Origin of the sequence: Candidatus Foliamicus sp., assembly GCF_965221325.1 — a bacterium.
Taxonomy (GTDB): Bacteria; Pseudomonadota; Gammaproteobacteria; order Steroidobacterales; family Foliamicaceae; genus Foliamicus.
On sequence record NZ_OZ244880.1, the window covers coordinates 1,196,384 to 1,220,194 of the forward strand.

The 23,811-nt window shown below is 62.8% G+C and carries 22 protein-coding genes; 13 read left to right on the forward strand and 9 right to left on the reverse strand.

Annotated elements, in window-relative coordinates; translation table 11 throughout:
- Positions 1 to 25: 25 nt before the first annotated feature.
- Positions 26 to 2,539: a TonB-dependent receptor gene (locus tag ACWCOO_RS05450; protein WP_446831936.1), complete on the reverse strand. Its 2,514-nt coding sequence runs from the start codon at positions 2,537 to 2,539 to the stop codon at positions 26 to 28.
- A gap of 155 nt (positions 2,540 to 2,694) precedes the next feature.
- Between ACWCOO_RS05450 and ACWCOO_RS05455 the strand changes: the two genes are divergently transcribed.
- Positions 2,695 to 4,341 carry an electron transfer flavoprotein-ubiquinone oxidoreductase gene (locus tag ACWCOO_RS05455; protein WP_446831937.1) on the forward strand — a complete coding sequence of 549 codons (1,647 nt, stop codon included), beginning with the start codon at positions 2,695 to 2,697 and terminating at the stop codon, positions 4,339 to 4,341.
- A gap of 55 nt (positions 4,342 to 4,396) precedes the next feature.
- Here the strand turns inward: ACWCOO_RS05455 and ACWCOO_RS05460 are convergent, their stop codons facing one another.
- The gene (locus tag ACWCOO_RS05460) at positions 4,397 to 5,572 is read right to left on the reverse strand and encodes an acetyl-CoA C-acyltransferase (protein WP_446831938.1); all 1,176 of its coding nucleotides are present in this window, start codon (positions 5,570 to 5,572) and stop codon (positions 4,397 to 4,399) included.
- Between the two features lie 81 nt (positions 5,573 to 5,653).
- Between ACWCOO_RS05460 and ACWCOO_RS05465 the strand changes: the two genes are divergently transcribed.
- From ACWCOO_RS05465 to ACWCOO_RS05495, 7 genes are read left to right on the forward strand one after another with little or no spacing between them, the layout of a single operon-like run.
- Positions 5,654 to 6,448, forward strand: a complete 795-nt coding sequence (locus ACWCOO_RS05465) for a DUF3450 domain-containing protein (RefSeq protein ID WP_446831939.1) — start codon at positions 5,654 to 5,656, stop codon at positions 6,446 to 6,448.
- Complete coding sequence (locus ACWCOO_RS05470) at positions 6,445 to 7,827, forward strand: MotA/TolQ/ExbB proton channel family protein (RefSeq protein ID WP_446831940.1); 1,383 nt, start codon at positions 6,445 to 6,447, stop codon at positions 7,825 to 7,827. The genes ACWCOO_RS05465 and ACWCOO_RS05470 overlap by 4 nt, the downstream gene beginning before the upstream one ends.
- A gap of 37 nt (positions 7,828 to 7,864) precedes the next feature.
- Positions 7,865 to 8,413, forward strand: coding sequence for a MotA/TolQ/ExbB proton channel family protein (locus ACWCOO_RS05475; protein ID WP_446831941.1), 549 nt, complete (start codon positions 7,865 to 7,867; stop codon positions 8,411 to 8,413).
- Positions 8,410 to 8,823, forward strand: a complete 414-nt coding sequence (locus ACWCOO_RS05480; RefSeq protein WP_446831942.1) for an ExbD/TolR family protein — start codon at positions 8,410 to 8,412, stop codon at positions 8,821 to 8,823. Before ACWCOO_RS05475 ends, ACWCOO_RS05480 begins: the two co-directional genes overlap by 4 nt.
- 12 nt (positions 8,824 to 8,835) lie before the next feature.
- Entirely contained in the window at positions 8,836 to 9,249 is a 414-nt protein-coding gene (locus ACWCOO_RS05485) for an ExbD/TolR family protein (protein ID WP_446831943.1), read from the forward strand.
- A 5-nt stretch (positions 9,250 to 9,254) separates the two neighbouring features.
- On the forward strand, positions 9,255 to 9,890 hold the full coding sequence (locus tag ACWCOO_RS05490) for an energy transducer TonB (RefSeq protein ID WP_446831944.1): 636 nt from the start codon (positions 9,255 to 9,257) through the stop codon (positions 9,888 to 9,890).
- The gene (locus tag ACWCOO_RS05495; protein ID WP_446831945.1) at positions 9,891 to 11,168 is read left to right on the forward strand and encodes a hypothetical protein; all 1,278 of its coding nucleotides are present in this window, start codon (positions 9,891 to 9,893) and stop codon (positions 11,166 to 11,168) included. It abuts the gene before it with no gap.
- 44 nt (positions 11,169 to 11,212) lie between these two features.
- Here ACWCOO_RS05495 and ACWCOO_RS05500 read toward each other — a convergent pair whose 3' ends face one another.
- Positions 11,213 to 11,926: a lysophospholipid acyltransferase family protein gene (locus ACWCOO_RS05500; RefSeq protein ID WP_446831946.1), complete on the reverse strand. Its 714-nt coding sequence runs from the start codon at positions 11,924 to 11,926 to the stop codon at positions 11,213 to 11,215.
- Between the two features lie 14 nt (positions 11,927 to 11,940).
- Between ACWCOO_RS05500 and xerD the strand changes: the two genes are divergently transcribed.
- Positions 11,941 to 12,831, forward strand: a complete 891-nt coding sequence (xerD, locus tag ACWCOO_RS05505) for a site-specific tyrosine recombinase XerD (protein ID WP_446831947.1) — start codon at positions 11,941 to 11,943, stop codon at positions 12,829 to 12,831.
- A gap of 30 nt (positions 12,832 to 12,861) precedes the next feature.
- On the opposite strand, the gene ACWCOO_RS05510 is transcribed toward xerD, so the two are convergent.
- Positions 12,862 to 13,842 (reverse strand): NAD(P)H-quinone oxidoreductase, encoded by a 981-nt coding sequence (locus ACWCOO_RS05510; RefSeq protein WP_446831948.1) that lies wholly within the window; start codon positions 13,840 to 13,842, stop codon positions 12,862 to 12,864.
- 107 nt (positions 13,843 to 13,949) lie between these two features.
- Between ACWCOO_RS05510 and moaA the strand changes: the two genes are divergently transcribed.
- From moaA to ACWCOO_RS05530, 4 genes are all read left to right on the forward strand, one after another.
- A complete protein-coding gene (moaA, locus tag ACWCOO_RS05515; protein ID WP_446831949.1) occupies positions 13,950 to 15,011 on the forward strand; it encodes a GTP 3',8-cyclase MoaA in 1,062 nt (353 codons plus the stop codon).
- Positions 15,012 to 15,116: 105 nt separating this feature from the next.
- Positions 15,117 to 15,821, forward strand: coding sequence for a TorF family putative porin (locus ACWCOO_RS05520; RefSeq protein WP_446831950.1), 705 nt, complete (start codon positions 15,117 to 15,119; stop codon positions 15,819 to 15,821).
- A gap of 96 nt (positions 15,822 to 15,917) precedes the next feature.
- Positions 15,918 to 17,306: an ammonium transporter gene (locus ACWCOO_RS05525; RefSeq protein WP_446831951.1), complete on the forward strand. Its 1,389-nt coding sequence runs from the start codon at positions 15,918 to 15,920 to the stop codon at positions 17,304 to 17,306.
- 71 nt (positions 17,307 to 17,377) lie between these two features.
- Complete coding sequence (locus ACWCOO_RS05530; RefSeq protein WP_446831952.1) at positions 17,378 to 17,713, forward strand: STAS domain-containing protein; 336 nt, start codon at positions 17,378 to 17,380, stop codon at positions 17,711 to 17,713.
- A 23-nt stretch (positions 17,714 to 17,736) separates the two neighbouring features.
- On the opposite strand, the gene ACWCOO_RS05535 is transcribed toward ACWCOO_RS05530, so the two are convergent.
- The 5 genes from ACWCOO_RS05535 to nadA form a co-directional block, all read right to left on the reverse strand.
- Positions 17,737 to 19,920 carry an ATP-binding protein gene (locus tag ACWCOO_RS05535; RefSeq protein ID WP_446831953.1) on the reverse strand — a complete coding sequence of 728 codons (2,184 nt, stop codon included), beginning with the start codon at positions 19,918 to 19,920 and terminating at the stop codon, positions 17,737 to 17,739.
- Positions 19,917 to 21,095 (reverse strand): ABC transporter substrate-binding protein, encoded by a 1,179-nt coding sequence (locus ACWCOO_RS05540; protein ID WP_446831954.1) that lies wholly within the window; start codon positions 21,093 to 21,095, stop codon positions 19,917 to 19,919. Before ACWCOO_RS05540 ends, ACWCOO_RS05535 begins: the two co-directional genes overlap by 4 nt.
- A complete protein-coding gene (locus ACWCOO_RS05545; RefSeq protein WP_446831955.1) occupies positions 21,092 to 21,514 on the reverse strand; it encodes an ATP-binding protein in 423 nt (140 codons plus the stop codon). Before ACWCOO_RS05545 ends, ACWCOO_RS05540 begins: the two co-directional genes overlap by 4 nt.
- A complete protein-coding gene (locus ACWCOO_RS05550) occupies positions 21,511 to 22,677 on the reverse strand; it encodes a PP2C family protein-serine/threonine phosphatase (protein WP_446831956.1) in 1,167 nt (388 codons plus the stop codon). The genes ACWCOO_RS05545 and ACWCOO_RS05550 overlap by 4 nt, the downstream gene beginning before the upstream one ends.
- A 71-nt stretch (positions 22,678 to 22,748) precedes the next feature.
- Positions 22,749 to 23,756, reverse strand: a complete 1,008-nt coding sequence (gene nadA, locus ACWCOO_RS05555; protein ID WP_446831957.1) for a quinolinate synthase NadA — start codon at positions 23,754 to 23,756, stop codon at positions 22,749 to 22,751.
- Between the last annotated feature and the right edge of the window lie 55 nt (positions 23,757 to 23,811).

Below are 23,811 nucleotides of genomic sequence, written 5' to 3' on the forward strand. Positions count from 1 at the left end.
AACTGAAAACAATATTCTTGCCGCGTCAGAAGCTCCAGTCGATCTGAACGCCTACGGTGCGCAAGTCCTGCGGCGCCAGCATCAGGCCGTGGATGTTGAAATTGAAACCGGTGAAGCGCGTGAAGTTGGTGTTGCGGACAGCGCCCACCCAGGTGTCCTGCTCCAGGGCGTTGTTCACGTACAGTTCGACCCGCAGGTTGTCGCGCTCTACACCGGCGCGCAGGTTGGCCAGCCAATAGCCGTCCAGCCTCGCCAGGTTGCCGCCGTTGCCGGCCCAGGTCTTGCCGTAGTGCATGAAGTCACCGCGCGCGAAGAAGTCCCAGTCGGCCGTTAGCGTGTCGGTGTAGCCTAGCGCCAGATTGCCCATCAGTTCGGGATAGCGTCCCGATTGGTTGCCGGCCAAATTGCGGCTTCCGGTGATGTCCTGGACGAAAGTGGCGGCGAATGTCGTGTATTCGTTGTCCTGCCAGGCGACATTGGCAGCCACGAACCAGTTGTCGCTCAATGTCCAGGAGCTTTCCAGTTCGATTCCCCAGAGGTTCGAATCACCCGGGAAATTGAATTCCAGCGTGCGGGGCTGTTGCTGCGGTCCGGCTATGCCGTCGCGCAGGGTGGGGTCCGGGTCGTCCTGGTAATAGACCACGAAGTTGTTGAACAATTGGGCGACCCACTCGTAGTAGTAAGCGGCTGCGTTGATCTGGCCGCGTCCACCGAGCAGCGACAGCTTCACGCCCAGTTCCAGCGCATCGAGTTCCTGCGTGGGGGTGGACTCACCGGCCTCGGGCGCCTTGCGCCGTATCTGGTCGTATTCCGACTCCGTGCTCGGGAGCCCCGTGTCTCGGTCGATATAGGGCTCGATGAAAGCGTCGCGGGAGGCGTTGATGAGGTTGGTGTTGAGTACGCCGGGAAGTACGCCGCGGGAGAAGCTGGCATAGACGTTTACGTCATCGCTGGGCTGCCAGCGCAGAATCACGCGCGGAACGAGCTCGTTGTAATCGGCTCCCAGGCCGCCAGTAATGCGCTGATCGGCCATGTATCGGGCTTCGAGGTCGAGCACGAATTGCTCTCCCATTGGCACACTGGCAGCGGCAAACACGCCACGGGTCTTTGCGGTCTCGCCCTGTGTTGGGGGCAAGGTAACGAACAGTGGGCCGAAGCAGCCTGCCGCTTCAGGGAAGAAACATGCTACAACCACGTCGCCGCCCACCCCCGATAGCGCGATTTCCTGCTTGAAGTAGCTGGCGCCCACCAGCCAATTGATGCGGCTGTCGGGTGACGAACTCAGGCGCAATTCGGCGCCCCGGTCCTCGTTGCGCTGCGGGTCGGATGTCCAGAAAGCTTCGAAATCGGTCATATCGAAGTCGCGAATCCAATTCACGCCGTGGTCGTTATAGGAAGCCTTGAAGGAAAGCCCCATGCCGTTCCAGAGACCGTAGTCCAGTTCGATGCTGGAGCGAAATATCTCGCGGCTCATGCCCATGGTGCGGCGCTCCGGCACGCCGTCCAGCGTGGTGTTGTTGACCAGGTTTTCGACCAGCCAGTTCGAGCAATCCTCGGGGCAGCGCGTGGGGTGCGTTATGCGCGTGAAAATGGCCGGATAGAGCGATGTATTCACCGAGATATCCGGTGCGCCGGGCTCGCCGGGAAGCGGGACTCTTCCACAAATGTACTGCAGCGGTGACAACGTAGCGATGTTGCCGTCGTTGTCCGGGCGCCTGATTGTGGTGCCGGTGCAGGTGTCGTAGTCCGAGCCGGGCAGGTAGGCCACGGCCGGCGGGCCATCGTCGTCTTCGTGGTGGAACAGACGCAGGCGGGCGCTGAAGTTGTCGCTGGGCGCCGCAAACAGCGTAAGGCTGGCTGATTGCGAGGTTTCTTCGCCCAATTCTCCGCCATCGTTGGCGATATACATGGCGCCCTTGTTGTAGTGGCTCAAGCCAAGCTGCCAGCCGAGTCGATCTTCCACCAGCGGACCGCCCATGCTGACGCCGACATTGGTCTGGTCGAACCAGCCCGCCGAGGCTCGCACCTTGCCGCCGAACTCCGTGAGGCTCGGATTGCGGGTCACGTAGTTGATCGCGCCCGAGAACGTGTTGCGCCCGAAGAACGCGGACTGCGGGCCCTTGATCACCTCCACCCGCTCCACGTCGAGCATGGGAATGGACTGCGAGCCGCCGGTCACGTAAACGCCATCGACGAACAAACCGGCCAACTGTTGGTGCGGCGAGCCGCGCGGCGGGGACATGCCGCGGAAGCGGATCACCGTGTTCTGCCGTCCGGGCCGGTTGCTGGCTATGTTGTCCTGGAACGACAAGCCCGTGGTCTGCATGGATATGTCGCCCAGGGTTTCCAGTCCCGCCCGGCTCAAGTCGTCGGCCGTGAACACCGTGATCGAAAGTGGTGCTTCGAGTAGCGATTCGTCGCGCTTGCGCGCTGTAACGATGATTTCCTCAAGTTCCTGCGCGGCTGCGCCGAGCGGAACGCAGAGCGCGATGGCGGGCAAGAGAGCGCCAAGCTGGCGCCAACGAAGCTCAAGTTTCATTCAGTGTCCCCTTCAGATGCACAGCGTCAGAAACAGCGCGCGATATTAGCACGTGCCCGCCGGGCCCAATTCCGGCCGGGCCTCTTCACGCTACGGCTACTCTGTGCGCCTGCGATTGCATTTCAGGTGGCCGCGCCGTGTACACTGCCGGCGCGATGAGCAAGCGCGAGAGCATGGACTTCGACGCCGTCGTGGTGGGCGGCGGCCCCTGCGGACTGGCCGCTGCAATTCGAATGGCCCAGCTCGCGCAGGCGAACGGGCGGGAACTTAACATCTGCCTGCTCGAAAAAGGCGCGGAGATAGGCGCGCATATCGTTTCGGGCGCGGTACTGGAGCCGCGCGCACTTGATGAGCTATTGCCTGACTGGCGGTCCCGGTGTGCGCAGCCGGTCACGCCGGTCACCAGCGACGATTTTCACTTTCTGCTCTCGCCGCGCCGCTCGGTGCGCCTGCCTAATTTCTTCATTCCGCAGCCGATGCGCAATCACGGCAACTTTGTGGTCAGCCTGGGCGCTTTGTGCCGCTCGCTTGGAGAACAGGCCGAGAGCCTGGGCGTGAATGTGTTTCCGGGTTATGCGGCTGCCGAGGTCCTCTACGAAGACGGCCGCGTGGCAGGCGTTGCCACCGGTGAAATGGGACGCTCGCGCGATGGGGCGGAAAAAGCGGGTTACGACGCGGGCATCGAGTTGCGGGCCCAGTACACGATCTTCGCCGAAGGTTGCCGCGGCAGCCTGGGTAAGGAGCTCATGGATCGCTATGCGTTGAGGAAGGATTCTGATCCCCAGCATTACGGGATAGGAATCAAGGAGATATGGCGTATACCTGAAGAGCGATATAAGCCAGGGGCCGTGATGCATACGCTCGGCTGGCCGCTGTCTCATGGAACCGAAGGCGGGGGTTTTCTTTACCATGCGCATGATGGGCTGGTCTATCTCGGGCTTATCGTGGCCCTGAACTACAGCAACCCGTATCTCGACCCTTTTGCCGAATTTCAGCGCTGGAAACATCATCCGCGCATACGCGAGGTCATTGAGGGCGGGGAACGCACTTCCTGGGGCGCGCGCGCGGTCAACAAGGGGGGGCTGCAGTCACTGCCCGAGCTGGCGTTTCCCGGCGGCCTGCTGGCCGGTTGCGAGGCCGGCTTCCTCAACGGGGTCAAGATCAAGGGAAATCACACGGCCATGAAGACCGGCATGCTGGCGGCGGAGGCGGTATTCGAGGGTTTGTCTGGCGGCCAGCAGTCCGAGGTATTGCGGGACTACGAACGCTCCGTGCGGGGATCATGGGTACACGAGGAGTTGTGGCGGGCGCGCAACTTTGGTCCGGCGCAACACAAGTTCGGGCTGCTTGGGGGCTCGGCGTTTACCTGGCTGGATCAGAACCTGTTTCGCGGGCGGCTGCCGTTTACCTTGCACAACCGCCTGCCGGATCATGCATCGTTGCGCCCGGCAGCGCGTTCGCGCCGCATCGAATACCCCAAGCCCGACGGCAAGCTCAGCTTTGATCGCCTTTCGTCCGTCTATCTCTCGGCCACCAACCACGAAGAAGACCAACCCTGTCATCTCACGCTCGCGGATCCGGCGATTCCGATTCGGGACAATCTGCCCCGTTTCGACGAGCCCGCGCAGCGCTACTGTCCGGCTGCGGTCTATGAAGTGGCCCACGAAGGGGACGAACCACGTTTCGTGATCAACGCGCCCAACTGCATTCACTGCAAGACCTGCGACATCAAGGATCCCGCGCAGAACATCAACTGGATCACGCCGGAGGGCGGCGGCGGCCCCAATTACGCGGGTATGTAATTCAACTGTTTTCCCGGCTTCCGGCCCGGTTGCAAATCCACCGGAGGCACAGGCCTCAAGCCACCTCTACCGCAACGGCTACTGCCTCGCCGCCGCCGATGCAGAGGGCGGCCACGCCGCGGCCGCCGCCGCGCGCCCGCAGCGCATGAATCAGCGTCACAAGAATCCGGGCGCCGCTTGCGCCGATGGGGTGGCCAAGCGCGCAAGCCCCGCCGCGCGGGTTGACCCTGTCCGGCGCGAGCCCAAGGTCGCGCATTGCCGCCATCGTGACGCAGGCAAAGGCTTCGTTGATCTCGAACAGGTCAACTTGGCCGGCCTTCCAGCCGGCTTTCTCCAGGCACTTGGCAATCGCCGGCCCGGGCGCCGTGGTAAACCACTCGGGCGCCTGGGCGTGAGAGGCATGGACTACCACGCGCGCCAATTGTTCTATGCCGAGTTCTGCGGCGCGCCCTGCACTCATCAGCAGCAGAGCCGCGCCGCCGTCGGAGATCGACGAGCTGGAGGCCGCGGTAACCGTGCCATCCTTTGCGAAAGCGGGACGCATGGCCGGAATCCGCTCCAGGTCGCAGCGCGCCGGCTCTTCATCTTCGCGAACTTCCACCGTCCTGCCGCGGCGCGCGAACGTAACAGGCGTGATCTCGCTGGCGAAAGCGGATGCCGAACTTCGCGCCCGCTGCACCGATTCGATCGCGAATGCGTCCTGCTCTTCGCGCGTGAAACCATAGCGCCGCGCAGTCTGTTCGGCGAAGTGGCCCATCATCTCGCCGTCATACGGATTTTGCAGGCCATCGAGAAACATATGATCCCGCAGTTGCTTGTGGCCCATGCGCAGTCCTCCCCGCGCCTTCTCGACCAGGTACGGCGCATTGGACATCGATTCCATGCCTCCGGCCACAACCGCCATGCCGGGATCGGCCAAGATTCGGTCGTGCGCCAGCATCACCGAGTAAAGGCCCGAGCCGCAGACCTTGCTGATGGTTGCACAGGGCGTGCCGGGGAGCAGGCCGGCTGCCAGCGCTGCCTGGCGCGCCGGGGCCTGTCCGAGGCCAGCCGGCAGCACACAGCCCATGAGTACCTCGCTGATTTCTTCCGGGGGGTGCTGGGCGTCGTTCAGGCAGGCTTGAATCGCGGCGCTGCCCAATTCAGTGGCCGCGGCAGGTGTTAAAGAGCCCAGCATGGCTCCGATCGGTGTGCGCCTGGCGGCGGCGACGATGATCTGCGTATCGGACATAGGTTTGCGTAGCGTATTGGTGCACAAGTGGCGTTGCCTTTATGTTATTTTGGCGCCTGGCAAAAAGGTAGGCAGGGGACCATGAAGCGACTCGGTATCAGGACTTTAAGAGCACCTTCAATCGCTTTGCTGGCATTGGGGTTTGCGCTATGGGCGCCAGCCCCGGCCGCGGATCAGCGCGTCAGCGAAATGCTGGCGCTGCAACAGGACGCTACGGCCGCCGATCGGCGGGCGCAGAGCGAAATAAACGATCTTGCGGACGAAACCCAGGAGGCGATAGGCGAATATCGGGTGCGCTTGCAGGAACTCGACCGCGTGCGGCGCTACAACGATAATCTGCAGCGCACCGTCGATGATCAGGAGCGCGAAAAGACATCGCTGACGCGCCAGATCGACGAATTCGGCAGTCTGGAGCAGGGCATCGTGCCGCTGCTGATGGACATGATCAACGACCTGGAACGGTTTATCGAGCTCGATATGCCCTTTCAGATCGAGCCGCGGCGCAGCCGTGTCACCTTACTGCGCGACCTGATGGACCGGGCCGATATCAGCATCGCGGAAAAGTACCGCAACGTTATGGGCGTTTTCCAGGAAGAAGCTTCCATTGGACGCAACATCGAAGCATATTCCGGTGAATTGGAAATCGGCGGAGTTAAGCGGCAAGTCGATTTCCTGCGCGTCGGCCGCGTGCTGCTGGCCTATCAGACGCCCGACCGCGAGGAGATGGGCTACTGGGACACACAGCAGCGGCAGTGGCGCGAGCTCGATAGCGGCTACCGCGGGCCTTTGACGCTCGGTATACGGGTGGCCCGAAGACTGGCGCCGCCGGACATTCTTACGCTACCGATCGCTGCCCCGCGTGGAGAGAGCACATGAGCCGGCTGGCCCCGCTGGCGGCACTTGCGGCGCTGACCCTAAGTTCGGCGCTGGCCCAGGAAGATCCGCAGCCTGCCGCATCCGAGCAGCCGGCGAGCACGGTGCTCGAGCTTCTTGAGCTGGTGCGCGTGGAAGCACGCGAAGGCTCGCGCATGAACCGGGAGCGCGTGGAGCAATTTCGGCGGGCGCGAAACGAGCGCCAGCGCATGCTCGAAGAGGTTTCTCGGGACCTGGCGGCCGAGAATCGCCGTGGCGAGACACTCAACCAGCGCTTCGAGCGCAATGAAACCAGTCTGGCGGACCTGGAGGAAAGGCTGCGAATCCGGATCGGCAACTTCGGCGAGTTGTTCGGCGTGGTGCGTGATGTGGCCGGAAATACCTTCGGCGAAGTAGTGACTTCCCTGGCCTCGGCCCAGTACCCCGACCGTACCGAAAGGATTGACGACATGATGCAGACCGACGAGTTGCCGAGCCTGGAAGATCTGCGCGGGCTGCAACTGCTGCTGCTGGAGGAGATGGCCGAATCCGGACAGGTGGTGCGCTTCAATGCCGAGATCACCGATCCCTCGGGGCAGACATCGGTAGGAGAAGTCATTCGCGTAGGCGCCTTCAATCTGGTGCACGACGGGAAGTTTCTGACCCGCGATCTTGCCAGCGGAACCTTGCGGATCCTTCCGCGCCAGCCGGCCGGGCGTTTTCTCGCCATGGCCGAGGACCTGGACGCGGCCACGTCAGGTGTGGTGGACATGGCGGTCGACCCTTCCCGCGGCCAGCTCCTCAGCTTGCTGATCCAGGCGCCGGGACTCGGCGAGCGGATTCAGCAGGGCGGTTATGTCGGCTACACGATTATCGGCATGGGCGTGATCGGGCTGCTGATCGCGGTGTGGCGGCTGGTCTTTCTGCAGGGGGCGGGGCGCCGCATACGGGCGCAACTGCAGAATTCGCGCGCCAATGGGGACAATGCGCTCGGCCGCATCATGGCGGTCTATGAGCAGCACCAGACAGGCAACCTGGAGGCGCTGGCGCTCAAGCTGGACGAGGCGATCATGCGCGAATCGCCGATTCTCGAGCGCTACCAGAACATATTGAAGGTGTTTGCAGCGGTGGCCCCGCTGCTCGGACTGCTGGGCACGGTGGTAGGCATGATCATTACCTTCCAGCAGCTCACACTGTTCGGCACCGGCGACCCCAAGCTGATGGCCGGCGGAATCTCTCAGGCACTGATCACCACGGTGCTGGGATTGATAGTGGCGATACCGCTGGTGCTCCTGCATAGCGTGGTGTCCAGCTCCAGTCAGGGCTTGGTCGAGATTCTCGAAGAGCAGAGCGCCGGTCTGATCGCGCGCCGGGCCGAAGAAGAGACAGTCGCGCCAGCGTAGGCGGCTGCCTGGGCATTTACTGGCCGCTTACGCCGCTATGTTCCTGACGGAAGCCTGGGTTTTGATCCGCAGCTTTTTCGAGCTGGGCGGCCCGGTGCTCTACGGCATCCTGGCCACGACCATCGTGATGTGGACCCTGATCGTGGAACGGCTCTGGTATTTTTTCGGAATCCTGCCAGGCGAGATGCATAAGGCGCGCGAGGTTTGGGAAAGCGGCCGGCGCGACGGCTCCTGGCTTTCCATCAAGCTGCGCCGTCTCATCCTCTCGGAAGTAGGCGTGAGCGCGCGCCGCAATCTGGCGCTGATCCAGACCCTCATTCAGGCACTGCCGCTGCTGGGGTTGCTGGGTACCGTGTGGGGCATGGTGCAGGTTTTCGAGATCATGACAGTGTTCGGCACCGGCAATGCACGCCTGATGGCCGGCGGCGTATCGCAAGCGACGATCCCCACCATGTCGGGACTTGTGGCGGCGCTCTCCGGGCTGTATCTGTCGGCGTGGCTCAAGCAGCGCGCCAAGACCAAGATGGACGAGCTCGAAGATGCACTGCAAATGCGCTTTGAGCAAGCGCCGCAAGCAGGCCAATGATCGAACGCAAGCGCCGCAAGCGGTCCGCAGAGGAGGCCGCAATCAACATCACGCCGATGCTGGACATCGTGTTCATCATGCTGATCTTCTTTATCGTAACTACCTCCTTCGTCAAGGAGTTGGGCGTCGATCTCGACCGCCCTTCCAACGCGCCGGTGAAGGAGCAGAAACGCTCCGAGGTGATCCCGGTGCGTCTTGATGCCGACGGCCAGATATTCGTCGAGGACCGGCTGGTGGTGAGCATGGGAGCGGTGCGCGCCAACATCGTGTCCGCGCTGGCTGCCAAGCCCAACGCCACCGTGGTGGTGATTGCCGACCGAAACGCGGATTCCGGCTTGCTCGTCTTGGTTGTGGATCAGGCCAGGGTAGCCGGCGCCGAAAAAGTTTCGCTCGCGGCTGCGGCGCGCTAGGGTACTGGGGAAATGCCGCAAATTCGCAGACGCAAGCAGGAAGACGAAGGCGAGATCAACATCACGCCGATGCTCGACATCGTCTTCATCATGTTGATATTCTTCATCGTAACCACTTCCTTCGTGAAGGAGCCCGGCATCAATCCGTTGCGCCCGTACGCCGATACCGCCGCCACCAAGGAGCGGGGTAATATCATGATTGCGGTATCGAATTCCGACCAAATCTGGATGAACAAGAACCGGGTGGAATTGCAGGGCGTTCGCCCGCTCGTCGAGGCGGCGCGCGCCGAGAACCCCGAGAGCAGCGTCATTATCGTGGCCGACGTGAGAGCGTCCACAGGCACCGTGATTGACTTGATGGATCAGGTCCGGGCCGCGGGCATAACCAGCATTGCGCTGGCGGCAGAAGGCGGGCAGGGGCTGTGAGGCCCATGAATTCGCCGCTGCGCATGGCGCTGTCGACCGGCGCGGGCGTGCTGGTCGCGCTGCTCCTGTTCCTGTTCATGAACCTGCTGATAAGCGGGGGCAGGGGCCAGCAAGGCACCGCCAGCGCCGGGCAGATCGTGGACCTGATACGGATTCAGGAAGAAGAGGTGGTGCAAACCAAGCGGCGCGTCCGCCCCAAGAAACCGCCGCCGCCCAAAGATCCGCCGCCGCCGCCCAAGCTGACCGTGTCCGAAGAGCCCAAGCCGCAGCAGAACCGGATGCGTATCGACCTGCCGGATATCGACATCTCGGGAGCCGCAGGGGGCGGCCCTTTCATCGGCAAATGGGAGCCTGGCGACCCAGCGGCCGAAGGGGAAGCCATTCCTATCGTGCGCATCGACCCGCAGTATCCGCGCGAAGCGCTCATGGACGGCACGGAGGGCTACGTCCGATTTCGGGTGCTTATCGGAGTCGACGGCAGCGTAATCGATACTGAAGTCGTTGAAGCCGCTCCGGGACGCGTGTTCGTACGCAACGCCACGCGCGCGGTGCGCCGCTGGAAATTCAAGCCGCGCGTGGTTAACGGCACTGCAGTGGAGCGCTGGGCCGCCACTACGATTGTTTTCGATCTGGAGGACTGAATGGCGCGCCGGCTGACCGCCTTGCTTGCGGCGGCGCTGTTGGCGCCGGCGGCCGGTGCGCAAGCCGAGGACACTACGCTTCCGGCATGGCACCCGTTACGCCTGGACCGGGTGGCCGAAGAGCGGGAAGAGCCGGCCACATCAATGAGCGAGAGCTTCTACCGGCGCCTTTCGCGCGCTCACGAGGCGCTCAACGAGGACCAGCTCGCCGAGGCGCTGGAGTTGCTGGACCGAATCCGCGCCGACCGCCTCAGCGACTACGAGGGCGCCCAGCTCTTCCAGACGTATGGCTTTATCTACTCACAGTTGGGCCGCGAAGACGAAGCCTTCGAAGCCTTCGGCAAGTGCCTGGAGCTGGACGCGCTGCCCACGCCCGTGCAGCAGGGAATCGTGTATTCCATGGCCGGCTACTACGCGAGCCAGGATCGCTTCGAACAATCCAACGAGACGCTGATGCGCTGGTTCCGCTTTCAGGCCGACCCGATTCCGGACGCCTATATTCTGATGGGCGCCAATTTCGCGCAGCGCGAAATGATGCGCGAGGCGCTGCCATACGTGGTGCGGGCCAATCAGCTTTCGGCGGAACCCAACGAAAACTGGCGCAATCTGCAGCTCGCCATCCACGTGGAATTGGGGCAGTTTCCCGAAGCCATTGCTTTGCTCACGGAGAATATCGGCATCTGGCCCGAAACGCTGCGCTACTACGTCGTGCTGTCCAGCCTCTACATGCAGACCGAGAACGACGAAGGCGCGCTGGCAGCGCTTACCATCCCCTGGTTTCGTGGCTTGCTGGTGGACGAGACCGATATTCTCAACCTGGTTCGGCTGAACTTGTTTCTCGAGAACCCCGCCCGCGCCGGGATGATCCTGGACGAGGCGATGCAGCGCGGCTATGTCGAAGAAAATCCCGATAATCTGCGTGTTCTCATGAATTCCTGGACCATGGCCCGCGAAATGGAACACGCGGTGGAGGCCATCAACAAGCTGGCGCAGCAGTCCGAAGACGGCGAGTACTATCACCGCAAGGCGATGCTGCTCAACGAAAGTGGCGATTGGGAGGGCGTCGCGGAATCCTGCCGCCTGGCGCTGGAAAAAGGCGGTCTGGAGCGGCCCGGCGATGTCTGGGTGCTGCTAGGCGTGGCGTTGGCTGAACTGGGCCGCTTCAGCGAAGCAATAGACGCGTTCGAGAGCGCCAAGCGTAACGGCAACGACAACGTTCGCCGCAACGCCAATGCCTGGATCGGCTACGTCAGGGATCGCAGCGGCGAAACAGGCTGAGCCGCATATGGCGCCGGTTCGCGCCGCGCGCATTCCGATTGGCTTTATTGCTCGCCGAGCGCTTTTGCCAGAGCCGCCCGGCACGCTTCCGACAGCAGTTGCGCCTGCCGTGCGCGGCTCACGCCGCTTTCGGCGGTCAGCGGGGGCAGAAAGCGCACCTGTATGCGCGAGGGTGTGAACAGCCAGGAGCCGGATGGCAGCAGGCGCCGGCAGCCGCTGATGGCCATCGGCGTCACGGGGAGCTTGCCTGCCACCGCCGCGGCGAAGGCGCCGGAGCGAAAAGGCAGCAAGCCCGGCTGGGGCCTGAACGTGCCTTCCGGGAAGATAGCCAGCGATTGCCCGGTGCGGGCGGTCTTGAGTATCGCTCTTATGTCGGCAATCCGCGCGGCGCCTTGCTCGCGATCCACGAATACGGAGCCGATGCGGCTGAGCACCACGCCCGCCAGCGGCGCATGGCGCATTTCGCGCTTGATGACCAGCCGGAAGTGGATCGGGAGTACGGCGCAGAGCAGTACGCCGTCGGCGAAACTGGCATGATTGGCGGCCACCACGCAAGGTTCTTTCGGCAAGTGCTGAAGCCCGGTTACCTCCGGCCGTGCGCCGCCAAGCCGGAAGATGAGCCGCGACGCCGCCCGGGCGCAGCGCCGGCAGCGCTGCTCGCCGGGAAGCACCAGTATCGCGAGCGCAGCGCTCAGCGCAATGCAGCAGAATACGGTCCAGCCCCAAAGCGTATAGAGCGCTGTTTGCAGGCGTGTCATGGCGCGGAAATTCTATGGCCAACTCGGCATTGATTGATCAATTCATGGACGCCGTCTGGCTGGAGCGAGGGCTGTCCCGGAATACGCTGAGCGCCTATGGCTCCGACCTTGGGTTACTCGAGAAATGGCTGAGCAAACGGGGTAAGCGCCTGGACCAAGCGCGCCGCACCGACCTGCTGGATTTCGTGAGCGAGCGGGCGGCGGGCGGCATCCACGCGCGCACGATCTCCCGGCACCTGTCTGCCGCGCGGCGCTTCTATGGCTACCTGCTGCGGGAGGGTCTGATCGACCAGGATCCGTCGGCGCGTATACCGAGCCCGCGGCTCGGCCGGCCGCTGCCGCATAGCCTGGCCGAAAGCGAAGTGGAAGCGTTATTGGATGCGCCGTCGCTGGACGATCCGCTGGGCGCGCGCGACCGCTGCATGATGGAAGTGCTCTACGCCACCGGCTTGCGGGTCAGCGAACTGATCAGCCTGAACCTGACACAAATCAACCTGTCCAACGGCGTGTTGCGGGTGCGCGGCAAAGGCGCAAAGGAGCGGCTTGTGCCGTTGGGCGAAGAGGCGGCGCACTGGGTGCGTGACTACTTGAGCGGCGCGCGGGCGGAAATACTGGGCGCGCGCAACAGCGAGGCCCTATTCCCGACCCGCAGGGGCAAGCCCATGACGCGCCAGGCGTTCTGGCAGCGCCTGCGCAAGTACGGCGCGGTAGCAGGAATACGCGAGCCTCTTTCTCCGCACCGCCTGCGCCACGCTTTCGCCACTCATCTGCTCGATCATGGCGCGGACTTGCGCGCCGTGCAGATGCTGCTGGGACACAGCAGCCTTTCGACCACGCAGATCTACACCCAGGTTGCGCGCAAGAGGCTGCGCGACCTGCACCGCCGGCACCATCCGCGCGCCTGATGCGCACATTGCGCCAAGCCGCAGGGGACCTTAATCGACGCTGAGGATCAGCTTGCCCTGAGTAAGGTTGGCTTCCATCATGGTATGCGCCTCATGTGCTTTCTCCAGCGGAAAGCAGCGTTGGATGACCGGACGCAGGCTGCCGTCTTCGAGCAGTGGCCACAGGTTGGCCTGCACGGCCCGCGCAATATCCGCCTTGTCTTCGATGCTGCGCGGGCGCAGCGTGGAACCCGTGATCGACAGCCGCGCCATCATGATTCGGCGCAGGTCCAGTTCAGTCTTGGGGCCGCCCAAAGCTGCGATCAGCACCAGCCGCCCGCCCGGGCTCAGGCAACGCAGGTTATCGCGCAGGTAGGGCCCTCCGACCATGCAGAGGATCACGTCCGCGCCTTTGCCGTCGCAAGCCTCCATGAACGCCTCCGGCCAGTTTTCGGTCCGTCGGCATGCGCCGCTCCAGGCTCCGAGCTGGCGGCAGAAGCGCACTTTCTCCTCACTGCCGGCAGTTACGAATACACGTGTTCCCAAAGCTCGGCCGATCTGAATGGCTGCGCATCCGATTCCGCTCGCGCCGCCGTGGACGAGCAGCGTGTTGCCCGCTGCAAGCCGGCCCGAATCGATCAGGTTGGTCCATACGGTGAACCACGTTTCCGGTATGGCTGCGGCTTCCGTCAGCGACACGGAATCGGGTACCGGCAGACAATGCGCCGCGTAGGCAAGGCAATATTCCGCATAACCCCCGCCGGCCACCAGTGCGCACACCCGCTGGCCGGCGGCAAGGCCATCCACATCCGAACCCACGGATTCGATAATTCCCGACACCTCCAGGCCCGGCCAGTCGGGCGCTCCAGGTGGAGGCGGGTAATGCCCTTGCCGCTGCATGCAATCCGGGCGGTTGACGCCGGCGGCTTTAACTCGGATCAGTACTTGGCCGGAAGAGGGAACCGGCTTGGGGCGCTCTTCGATGCGCAGGACTTCCGGACCCCCGGGTTCGGAAATCGCTACCACGCGCATGGGATTGGGAAGGTCATCGTAAAGAAGCCATGATCGGCTCGGCTGACGCCGGGAGTATAGTCCGTTCCCGCGTTCAGCGAGGATCCCTAGTGCGATAGGATACGAACATGCCGGATACCAAGAACAGCGAGCCGAATCTCGCCGCCTTGCAGGGCGGAATGCGCGATGCCTTCGAGCGCCCATTGCGCGACCTGCGCGTGTCCGTCATGGACCGATGCAACTTTCGCTGCCCCTACTGCATGCCGGAAGACATCTACGACCGCAAGTTTCGTTTCATCTCCAGTGAGCAGCGGCTGTCATTTGCCGAAATCCTGCGGCTTGCGAACCTGTTCGCCGGCTTGGGCGTGAGCAAGCTGCGCATTACCGGGGGCGAGCCGCTGTTGCGGGCTGGGCTGGCGGACCTGGTTGGTGATCTTTCTCGCCTGAAGGGCATAGACGACATCGCGCTCACTACCAATGGCGTGCTCCTGGCGCAACAGGCGGCCCAGCTCGCCGCGGCAGGACTGGATCGTGTAACCGTGAGCCTGGATGCCGTTGATGAAGAGCTGTTTCGGCGCATGAGCGGCGGCCGGGGACGCTTGCAGTCGGTGCTCGACGGCATAGCCGAAGCGCGCGCTGCCGGGCTGGAGCCGATCAAGATCAATGCAGTGATTCAACGCGGCGTGAACGATGACCATGTTCTCGATCTGGTAGAACATTTTCGCGGCAGCGGAATGATCCTGCGGCTGATCGAATACATGGATGTGGGCACGATAAACAACTGGAACGCTTCGCAGACCGTGCCGGCAGCGGAACTGCTCAAGCGCATTCAGAGCACTTGGCCGCTGCGCGCGCTGGACGCCAATTACCCCGGCGAGGTCGCCCGGCGCTATGCATTCGCCGACGGGCAGGGCGAGTTGGGATTCATCACCTCGGTTACGCAACCCTTCTGCGGCACCTGCAACCGGGCCCGGCTGTCATCGGACGGCCGCTTGTTTACCTGCCTGTTTGCGACCGAAGGACTCGACCTGCGCGGTCCGCTGCGCGCTGGGGCCAGTGACGCCACGCTGCTGCAGTTGATACGCGAGCGTTGGACCGCGCGGCGAGACCGCTACAGCGAGCTGCGTGCTTCGCTGCCGCCACGGAAGACGGTCGGCGGCAAGGTGGAGATGTACTACATCGGCGGATAAGCACGGCGAATCGCCTTTGCGCGGCGCCAAGTTTGGCTTCGCAGGACAACGGAAGCCGACTTATGTATGATGCTAAGTCAAGTTTGCCCGTTGGGGGAGGGGTAAATGGCGTTTGCAAGGGAGGTCGTTGCCGTAGCAGTTGTTACTGTGCTTGTGACCATGCCGCTTGCCGCCGACGGGCAGGAGACCGTCCCACTTTCCGCCAACGTCACGCTCACAAGCGACTATGTTTTTCGCGGTTACACGCAAACCTCGGAGGACCTCGCTGTGCAAGGCGGCTTGGACTGGGAAGGCGAAAGCGGCTGGAGCATCGGTGTCTGGGGGTCGAATCTGGATTTCGGTCCCGGCGATGACGCCTCGCTGGAACTGGACATCTACGGCGGTTATTCCTGGCAGGTGAACAATACGAGCTATGGCGCGGGATTGATCTATTACGCCTATCCGGGAGCCGGTAGCGAATCGGACTACGGTTTCATTGAAGCCTACGCCAGCCTGGGACATGACTTCGAGGCCGCGTCACTGTCCGCTGCCTTGCATTTCACTCCCGATAACTTTGGCGGCACCGGCAATGGCTGGTATGTCACGGGCGGATTGGCGCGGGCGTTGTCGGATGCATGGAGTGTGGATGCCAACGTAGGCTTTTCGCAGGTCACGCCCGAGTTCGGGGAGGATTACCTGGACTGGAACCTCGGATTGAGCTACAGCTTTTCCGCGCTGGCGCTGGACCTGCGCTACCACGATACCGACGCGCCGGCCTGCACGGATGCTTGCGACTCCCGCATCGTGCTGAGCGTGTCGGCCGGATTTTGAGAATTGCGGCCACGGAGTGCCTTAATGGCAGCCGAGCCGGCGCGCAAGCATGCCTGAAATGAGCGCGGCAAGCGCATTTCCTGGGAGAACGATTCCATGACGACACGCAAGAGTTCCTGGCGCCAGGCCTGGATGTGGCTGGGTGTGGCCGGGCTGGCCGGCATGGTATTTCTGGCCCCGGTGGCCCGGGCCGCCACAGATGCACAACTTGACTTTGTGCTGAACACCTTCGCTTTTCTGGTCTGGGGAGCGTTGATCATGTGGATGTGCGCCGGGTTCACGATGCTGGAATCGGGATCGGTGCGCACCAAGAATGCATCCGTGATCTGCATGAAGAATATCGGCCTCTACTCGATTGCCGGGATCACCTTCTACCTCGTGGGCTACAACCTGATGTACGTGGATGTCGGCAGTTTTGTGGGCACATTCACGTTCGGCTACGGCCCTTCGGATGCAGAGCGCGCCTTGCTGGAGGCAGTGGGTTCGGACGCGGGCGAGGCGGCCATTGCGGCCGCCGCCGAGGCTGTTGCGGGGAATGGCTATTCGGTGATGTCGGATTGGTTCTTCCAGATGGTGTTCGTGGCCACCACGGCCTCCATCGTTTCCGGCGCGCTGGCGGAAAGGGTCAAGCTTTGGTCTTTTTTCCTGTTCACGGCCTTACTGACTGCGGTCATCTACCCGATCGTCGGGGCTTGGACCTGGGGCGGCGGCTGGCTCAGCGAACTGGGCTTCAGCGACTTTGCGGGTTCCACGATCGTCCATTCCACCGGTGGTTGGGCGGCGCTGGCCGGCGCCTTGGTTGTCGGTCCGCGGCTGGGCAAGTTTCGCGCCGACGGCAGCACCAAGATCACCCCGCCGTCCAACGTGCCGGTTGTGACGCTGGGCGTGTTCATTCTTTGGCTGGGGTGGTTCGGATTCAACGGCGGTTCGCAACTGGCCTTGGGAGGCGTCGAGAACGCTGTGGGAATGAGTGTAGTACTCGTGAACACCAACCTGGCCGCCGCCGGCGGCGTATTGGCGGCACTGACCGTATCTCGCCCGCTGTTCAAGCGGGTGGATCTGATGGCCGTGCTGAACGGCGCGATTGCCGGGCTCGTTTCGATTACGGCCGGGCCCGATGTCCTGCCGCACTGGGTGGCGCTGCTTATCGGCGCCGTGGGTGGCGCGCTTTGCGCCACCGGCATGAAATTGTTCGAATACTTGCACATTGATGACGTGGTGGGCGCGGTGCCGGCGCACTTGGTGGCAGGCGTATGGGGAACGCTGGCGGTCTGCATTGCTGGCGGCTACAGCTTCGGAGTACAATTGCTCGGTGTTGCTGCCGTTGGCGCGTTCGTGTTCGGTTTTTCGTGGCTGGCATGGACGGCGATTGCGAAAGTGATCGGGGCTCGGGTGTCGCAAACGGTGGAGGAACTGGGACAGGATACTGCCGAGTTGGGCATTGAGGCCTATCCCGAGTTCGTGCTGATGCCGGACAACGATTAGCGGCACGGCGGATATGCAGTGGGCATCCGCGAGTCGGATGTCTGCACGGGCTGGTTTTTGGAGCAAGAAGAATGGATATCCCGATTGAGCGCAACAACGGTACGCTGATAGCCGCACCTTCGGGGCGCATCGACGGTTTCAACGCGCAGGATTTTCATCAGACGCTTACCGGTGCAATCAGCGGCGACGATTCTGCGGTCATCGTGGATTTGAGCGGCTTGAACTACATTAGCAGCGCGGGCTTGAGGGCCGTCCTCATGATTGCCAAGGCGCTTTGGCAGCGCGACGCCAAGTTCATGCTGTGCGCTTTATCGAGTTCAATCGGCGAAGTGTTCAAGATGAGCGGTTTCGACAAGATCATCGAAATCCATGCCAGCAAGGAGGATGCGCTGGCTACATTGAGCTAGGGGCCGCTCCGGTCGCGGCGCGGTCAGGCGCCGGCTTCGACTTCCAGCGACAACGGAAGCCGCACGGTTATTTCTGTCGTCTGCCCGGCTTCTGTGTCCACGGCAATTTCGCCGCCGTGCTGGCGTACGATGTCGTTGGATAGCGCCAAGCCCAAGCCAGTGCCCTGATCTGTCGGCTTGGTGGTGAAGAACGGATTGAATATCTTGCCCAGGATGTCGTCCGGAATGCCTCCGCCATTGTCGCGTATCGCGATCTCGACAGCCTCCGGAGTCCGGCGGGTTTTCAGCCAAAGACACGGCTCGTAGGCCGAATCGTTGCCGTCGGCGTTTTCCCGCTGCCTGCGGTCGTGGGTCGCATGACAGGCATTGGTCACGATATTGAGGAATACCCGGCCCAACTCCTGCGAAACGACATTCATTTCCTTGACATCGCTGCTCAAGTCCTCCTTGATGCTCAGGTTGAATTTCTGGTCGGCAGCGCGCGCGCTGTGGTAGGCAAGCCGCGCGTGCTCCTCCAATAGGGAATTGATGTCCGTGGGCTGCGCTTCGCCTGTTCCTCTGCCCATCTTGAGCATGTCGCGCACGATGCGATTGGCGCGCTGCCCGTGGTGTTGAATGCGCTCCAGATTGGAATTGACGTCGCCGCAGATTTCTTCGAGCAAGCCGCGGTCGTCCGCGCTTAGTTGACCATCACCCTCCTTGATCACCTCGCGCAATTCGTCCAGCAGTTCGACGGACACTTCCGAGAAATTCTTGACGAAATTGAGTGGATTCTGAATTTCATGCGCCACGCCTGCGGTCAATTCGCCCAATTCGGCGAGTTTCTCCCGCATCACGATCTGGTTCTGGGCGCGCTTGAGGTCCTCCAGCACCTGCTCCAGCTCGACGTTCTTGTCGCGTAGCTCCTGCGCCATGCGTTCCATCAGGTCGAGCCGCTGCGCTTTCAGCGACGCTTCGCGGAACACTTCAAGCGCGGCGGCCATGTCCGCGACTTCGTCCCGTCCGCTCACGTCCACTTTGGTCTTGAGATCGCCCGCCGCCATGCGCCGCATGCGCCGCGAGAGCGCCTCCAGGCGACGCAGGAGCCCCCCCACGAATAGCGAACCCATCAGCAAGGCTGCCGCGATGGCGGCGGCCGTAACGCTCAGCAGCAGGGTGCGTCCGGTATCGATGGTTTCGTTGGCGATGGCCGCCGAGGCCCGGGCGCTATCGCGCGCCCCATCCACCATACCTTCCGCCGCTGCGCTCAGTTCGATTTCCAGGCTGCGGTTGTCGGCCAGCAAGCGTCGTTCCTGCGCGGCGAGTTCAAGTTCCTGCCGCCGCAGGGCAAAGGCGGCTTCTGCGCCGCTGCCCAGACGCAGCAATTGCGCTAACGCGGCCGTCAGCGCTTCTTCCTCGGGCGGGTCACGCAGGCTAGCCAAGTTGCGGGCGATGGCTTCGGAAGCCGACTCGAAACTCTCCAGCAGCGGCTCAAGACGCTGCGGGTCCGTCACGCTGAAGGCCCTGTCCAGCAGTTGCACCGCGTTTTCGACGTTGACATCGAGATCGGCCAGCCGGCGGTAGCGGACCATTTCGAGCTCGGACATATGCCGTTCGCGCGCCGCGGGCTCCGAATCAAGGTCGCGGTATCCGGTGATCGTGAAGAAGTACTGATCGTCGATAGCCGGTCCCAATATGCGCCGCAGACTTTCATGCACCACCGGCACTTCGTCCTGCAGCTCTCGTGTACGGCGCGCAATCAGGAATCTTTCCTCGACCGAGCGGTCAAGCTGTTCGATATTGGCCAGCAGCGCGGCTGCCCCGCTGCGCATTCTTCGAATGCTTTGGTCATCGGCGGCCTGCCGCTCAAGATCGTCGATCAGAGACTCGAAAACACGCCGATCACCGGTCACGGACTCCCGCACTTCCTCCAGTTCCGGCAAGGTTCCCGCTGCCGCCAATCTGGGCGCAGCCGCAACCAGAGTGCCGCTTTGCTCGGCGACGGCAAAAGCTCCCGTGATCTGCGGCAGACTGTGTTCCACAACCAAGCGTTGCGTGTCCGCCACGGTATTGAAGGCAAACCAACTGTTGATACTGGCAGCCACGAACAGCAGCAATGCCACGCCAATGCCCAGGTACATGCGAACCGAAATCTTGTGGCGTTTTTCGAGCACTCCAAGCAAGCGCTTGCGAGGCCCGCCACCGGCTGCGCCGCGGTCGGCGTTCACAGCTCGGATTCCGCGCCCGCAACCGGCAGATATTCGCCATCCGGGCCGACCGAAGTCAGGTACACCGCGTCTGATCCCTGGTAGTCGTCGGGGCCGAACTCCAGCACAAAACCGCCCATGTCGATGCGACCCGCCCCGCGCAGCGTCGGCAGCACCTGGTCCCTGCGTGGCTCCGGACCGGAAAGTTCCATGGCCACCGCCGCCATGCGTCCCGCCAGATAGCCTTCCAGCGAGACTAAACCGGGCTCCACTTCCGGCGCAAACTCCCGCAGCGCGGCGTGGTACTGATCCACTACGGGCAGTGCCTTGCCCAGCAGCGGCGGCACCACGTTCGTCATCAGCAGTCCTGCTTCATTCAGGCTCTCCTCGCTGAGATTGCGAAGTAGCGCGCTACCGCCGGCGAAAGACGTGGTCAGCCGCACCAGCTTGAGCCCCAGCTTGGTGGTCCAATTCACGAAGGTTGCCACCGGCGCCGGCGCGCCGACAATGATCACGGCTTGCGGATTGCCTTCGATCACGTCCAGCAGGGTTGTCTTTACGGCAGTCGTATTGCGCGGATACACCGCCGTGGCGACCGGCTCCAGGCCGCGGCGTTCGAGGGCCAACTGGGCGCCGCGAAAGCCGGCGCGCCCGAAGGAGTCATCCTGGTAGGCGACGGCAACCCGGGTGAGTCCCTGGCCGCTCAGAAACGCCAGCATGGCTTCGGTCTCCTGGTAGTAGGAGGCGCGCAGGTTGATCACGTTCTGCCACTGACCGTCGCGCAGAAAGGGCGCCCCGGTGAACGGAGCGATGTAGGGCACCCCGGCGGCTGCAGCCACCGGAACCGAGGATCGGGCGGTAGGCGTTCCTACTGCCCCGATCAGCGCAAAGACCTGGTGCTCGTTGATGAGTGCGCGCGTATTCTCGATTGCGGCCTCGGGTTCATAGCCATCGTCCAGCGAGATCAGTTCCAGCCGCCTGCCATGTACTCCGCCACTACGGTTAGCTTCGGCGAATGCCGCCTCGATTCCGGTGCGCATGGCCTGACCCAAGCCCATTGCCGGTCCGCTTAGCGCTGCCGACTGGCCGAACAGGATACGCCCGGACTCCGCCTGCGGCTGTGCCAAGGCGGCTGCGGAAACTGTCAGGCCAAAGACGACGAGCGCCGAAAGCCGCCACCTGAGGCGCGCAATCACGCCGTATGCCGCATCTTGAGCGTAAGGCGGTTGCGGCACCCCTCGCGGCAGTAACTGACCTCGTCCATGATTTCCTTCACCAGGTGTATGCCCAGCCCGCCGATCTTGCGCTCCTCAATGCCTGCCGAGGTATCGGGAGCAGGCGGGTCCACCAGCGGGTCGAAGGCTTCGGCTTCGTCGATTATTTCGATCGTCAGTTCAGCGTCGCCATGGTGAAAACGGATTTCGATCTCCCTGGCTTCGTCGCCCTCGTAGCCGTAATCGATGATATTCAGGCCCAGTTCCTCGACCGCCAGCTTGACTTTGAACAGCATTTCTTCGGCCCAGCCCTGCTGCTGAGCCATGGCGTCGATCTCCTGCTCGGCGCGCTGCAGCTCCTCGCGGCTGGCGCCGATCCGGAGCACACGTGTGGCTGTCACGGTTTGGACTCCGTGCGCCGTAGAACGAGGCAGGTAATGTCGTCGGATTGCGAGCGGTCGCCGGCAAACCCCCGCACCGATGCGAAAACCGCGTCATTGGCTGCCCGCGCACTCTCGGGCGGTGAGCCGGCAAACACTGCCTGCAGGCGCTCCATGCCGTACTCTTCGCTGTCTGCATTCTCCGCCTCGGAAACGCCGTCGGTATAGAGAAACAGGGCCTCGCCCGGCTTCAGCGTAATCTGCCCGGAACCGAAATCGAAATTAGGCACGACGCCCAGCGCCACGCCCTCGGTGAGCGGCAGCAGCGATGAGCTGCCGTCCGGATGCACGATCAGCGGCGGGTTGTGGCCGCCATTGGCGTAGTGCACCCGCCCCGTGGCGGGGTCATAGACCGCATAGAAGAGAGTAACGAACATGTTGGCTTCGTTGCCGTCGTTCAACTGCTCGTTGACCACGGCCACTACCGTTGCCGGATCCTCGCAGCCCAGTGCGGCGCCCTTGAGCAAGGTTCGGCTGGACATCATGAACAGGGCAGCGGGAATCCCCTTGTCCGATACGTCCGCAATGGCGATGCCGATGCGCCCGTCTTCCAGGCGGATAATGTCGAAGAAGTCGCCTCCGACGTTCCGGGCCGGCTCCATGCTGCCGAACAGTTCGTAGTGCTCGTTCTCCGGGAAGCGCTTCGGCAGGATCGATTGCTGCATGCTGTTGGCCACGTCGAGCTCGCTTTGCAGGCTCATCAACTGGCTGCGCGACGCCTCCGCCTCGCGCCACATTTCCAGTTGCTGCAAGCCCCGCTCCACCGTGACTCGCAGGTCGTCGAAATCAATCGGCTTGGTAACGAAATCGAAAGCCCCGCGGTTCATGGCGGCGCGAATGTTCTTTATGTCTCCGTACGCCGATATGACCACGGAGCGCAGGTCGGTATCCACGTCGGGCAGTTTTTCCAGCAGGGTAAGCCCGTCCATGCGTGGCATGTTGATATCGGAAAGCACGAGGTCGATATCGTCGTGCTGCTCGATGACCTCCAACGCCTCGACGCCGTCGTGGGCAAATACGAAAGAGTACTTGCCGGAGCGGATCTCGCGGCGCATGCGCTGCCGGACCAGTTGCTCCAGGTCCTGCTCGTCATCCACCATCAGGATCTTGTGTTGCGCTTCCATCCCTTGCCCGCCGCAGGTTGAATCAATGCGACATTGTAATAGGGCGCGGGTCGGCACCGCGCCGTGGCCGCTCAGGCTTCCAACATCCTCTGCACCGCGAGGCGCGCCCGGGCTGAAGTTTCCGCCGGTATGCGCACTTCGGGTTGCAAGGTTTCCAGGGCACGCAATATCTTGGGCAGGGTAATGCGCTTCATGTGCGGACACAGGTTGCAGGGACGCACGAACTCCACATCCGGGTGCTCCACCGCCACGTTGTCGCTCATCGAACACTCGGTAACCATCACCACGCGGCGAGGCTTGCGTTTGCCCACGTAGCGGATCATGGCCGAAGTCGAACCCACGAAATCCGCTTCCGCCAACACATCGGGTGGGCACTCGGGGTGGGCTATTACCTGAATTCCCTGGTGCGCATTGCGGTAACTGCGGATTTCCTCGGCCGTGAAGCGCTCATGCACTTCGCAACTGCCTTCCCAGAGGATGATCTCCACATCGGTCTTGCCGGCCACGTAACGGCCCAGGTAGCCGTCGGGCAGAAAGATGACGCGGTCCACGCCCAGCGACTCGACGATCCGCACTGCGTTGGCCGAAGTGCAGCATATGTCCGACTCCGCCTTCACTTCCGCGGAAGTATTGACGTACGTCACCACTGGAACGCCCGGATATTTCTGCTTCAGCAGGCGCACATCTTCGCCCGTGATCGCAGCGGCAAGCGAACAGCCCGCTTCGAGATCGGGAATGAGAACAGTCTTTTCGGGGGCCAGTATCTTTGCCGTCTCGGCCATGAAGTGCACACCGCACATCAGAATCACGCCGGCTTCGGCTTCGGCGCCGAGCCGGGCCAGTTCCAGCGAGTCGCCGGAATGGTCGGCAACGCCGTGAAAGATTTCCGGGGTCTGGTAGTTGTGCACGAGGATGACGGCGTCGCGCTCGCGTTTCAGCGCATTGATCCGGGCTATGTAGGGTGCATGCGCCGGCCATTCCACCTCGGGGATAACGTCGGACAACCGCTCCCAGACGGCCGCGGTGGCGCGTTGCACTTCGGCATTGAAATCGAGATTGCCGCTGGACTGAGTCTGCATTGGATGGCTCCGCTGGCGCAGTTGTAATGCTACAAGTGAGCATAAGGAATGTCAA

What these genes read in the sequence shown, in the direction of transcription:
- nadA (WP_446831957.1), bottom strand. Translation starts at nt 23,756, where the DNA reads ATGCAGACTCAGTCCAGCGGCAATCTCGATTTCAATGCCGAAGTGCAA.
- ACWCOO_RS05450 (WP_446831936.1), bottom strand. Translation starts at nt 2,539, where the DNA reads ATGAAACTTGAGCTTCGTTGGCGCCAGCTTGGCGCTCTCTTGCCCGCC.
- ACWCOO_RS05495 (WP_446831945.1), top strand. Translation starts at nt 9,891, where the DNA reads ATGGCGCGCCGGCTGACCGCCTTGCTTGCGGCGGCGCTGTTGGCGCCG.
- ACWCOO_RS05510 (WP_446831948.1), bottom strand. Translation starts at nt 13,842, where the DNA reads ATGCGCGTGGTAGCGATTTCCGAACCCGGGGGTCCGGAAGTCCTGCGC.
- ACWCOO_RS05500 (WP_446831946.1), bottom strand. Translation starts at nt 11,926, where the DNA reads ATGACACGCCTGCAAACAGCGCTCTATACGCTTTGGGGCTGGACCGTA.
- ACWCOO_RS05455 (WP_446831937.1), top strand. Translation starts at nt 2,695, where the DNA reads ATGAGCAAGCGCGAGAGCATGGACTTCGACGCCGTCGTGGTGGGCGGC.
- moaA (WP_446831949.1), top strand. Translation starts at nt 13,950, where the DNA reads ATGCCGGATACCAAGAACAGCGAGCCGAATCTCGCCGCCTTGCAGGGC.
- ACWCOO_RS05530 (WP_446831952.1), top strand. Translation starts at nt 17,378, where the DNA reads ATGGATATCCCGATTGAGCGCAACAACGGTACGCTGATAGCCGCACCT.
- ACWCOO_RS05550 (WP_446831956.1), bottom strand. Translation starts at nt 22,677, where the DNA reads ATGGAAGCGCAACACAAGATCCTGATGGTGGATGACGAGCAGGACCTG.
- xerD (WP_446831947.1), top strand. Translation starts at nt 11,941, where the DNA reads ATGGCCAACTCGGCATTGATTGATCAATTCATGGACGCCGTCTGGCTG.
- ACWCOO_RS05465 (WP_446831939.1), top strand. Translation starts at nt 5,654, where the DNA reads ATGAAGCGACTCGGTATCAGGACTTTAAGAGCACCTTCAATCGCTTTG.
- ACWCOO_RS05485 (WP_446831943.1), top strand. Translation starts at nt 8,836, where the DNA reads ATGCCGCAAATTCGCAGACGCAAGCAGGAAGACGAAGGCGAGATCAAC.
- ACWCOO_RS05525 (WP_446831951.1), top strand. Translation starts at nt 15,918, where the DNA reads ATGACGACACGCAAGAGTTCCTGGCGCCAGGCCTGGATGTGGCTGGGT.
- ACWCOO_RS05470 (WP_446831940.1), top strand. Translation starts at nt 6,445, where the DNA reads ATGAGCCGGCTGGCCCCGCTGGCGGCACTTGCGGCGCTGACCCTAAGT.
- ACWCOO_RS05475 (WP_446831941.1), top strand. Translation starts at nt 7,865, where the DNA reads ATGTTCCTGACGGAAGCCTGGGTTTTGATCCGCAGCTTTTTCGAGCTG.
- ACWCOO_RS05490 (WP_446831944.1), top strand. Translation starts at nt 9,255, where the DNA reads ATGAATTCGCCGCTGCGCATGGCGCTGTCGACCGGCGCGGGCGTGCTG.
- ACWCOO_RS05480 (WP_446831942.1), top strand. Translation starts at nt 8,410, where the DNA reads ATGATCGAACGCAAGCGCCGCAAGCGGTCCGCAGAGGAGGCCGCAATC.
- ACWCOO_RS05460 (WP_446831938.1), bottom strand. Translation starts at nt 5,572, where the DNA reads ATGTCCGATACGCAGATCATCGTCGCCGCCGCCAGGCGCACACCGATC.
- ACWCOO_RS05520 (WP_446831950.1), top strand. Translation starts at nt 15,117, where the DNA reads ATGGCGTTTGCAAGGGAGGTCGTTGCCGTAGCAGTTGTTACTGTGCTT.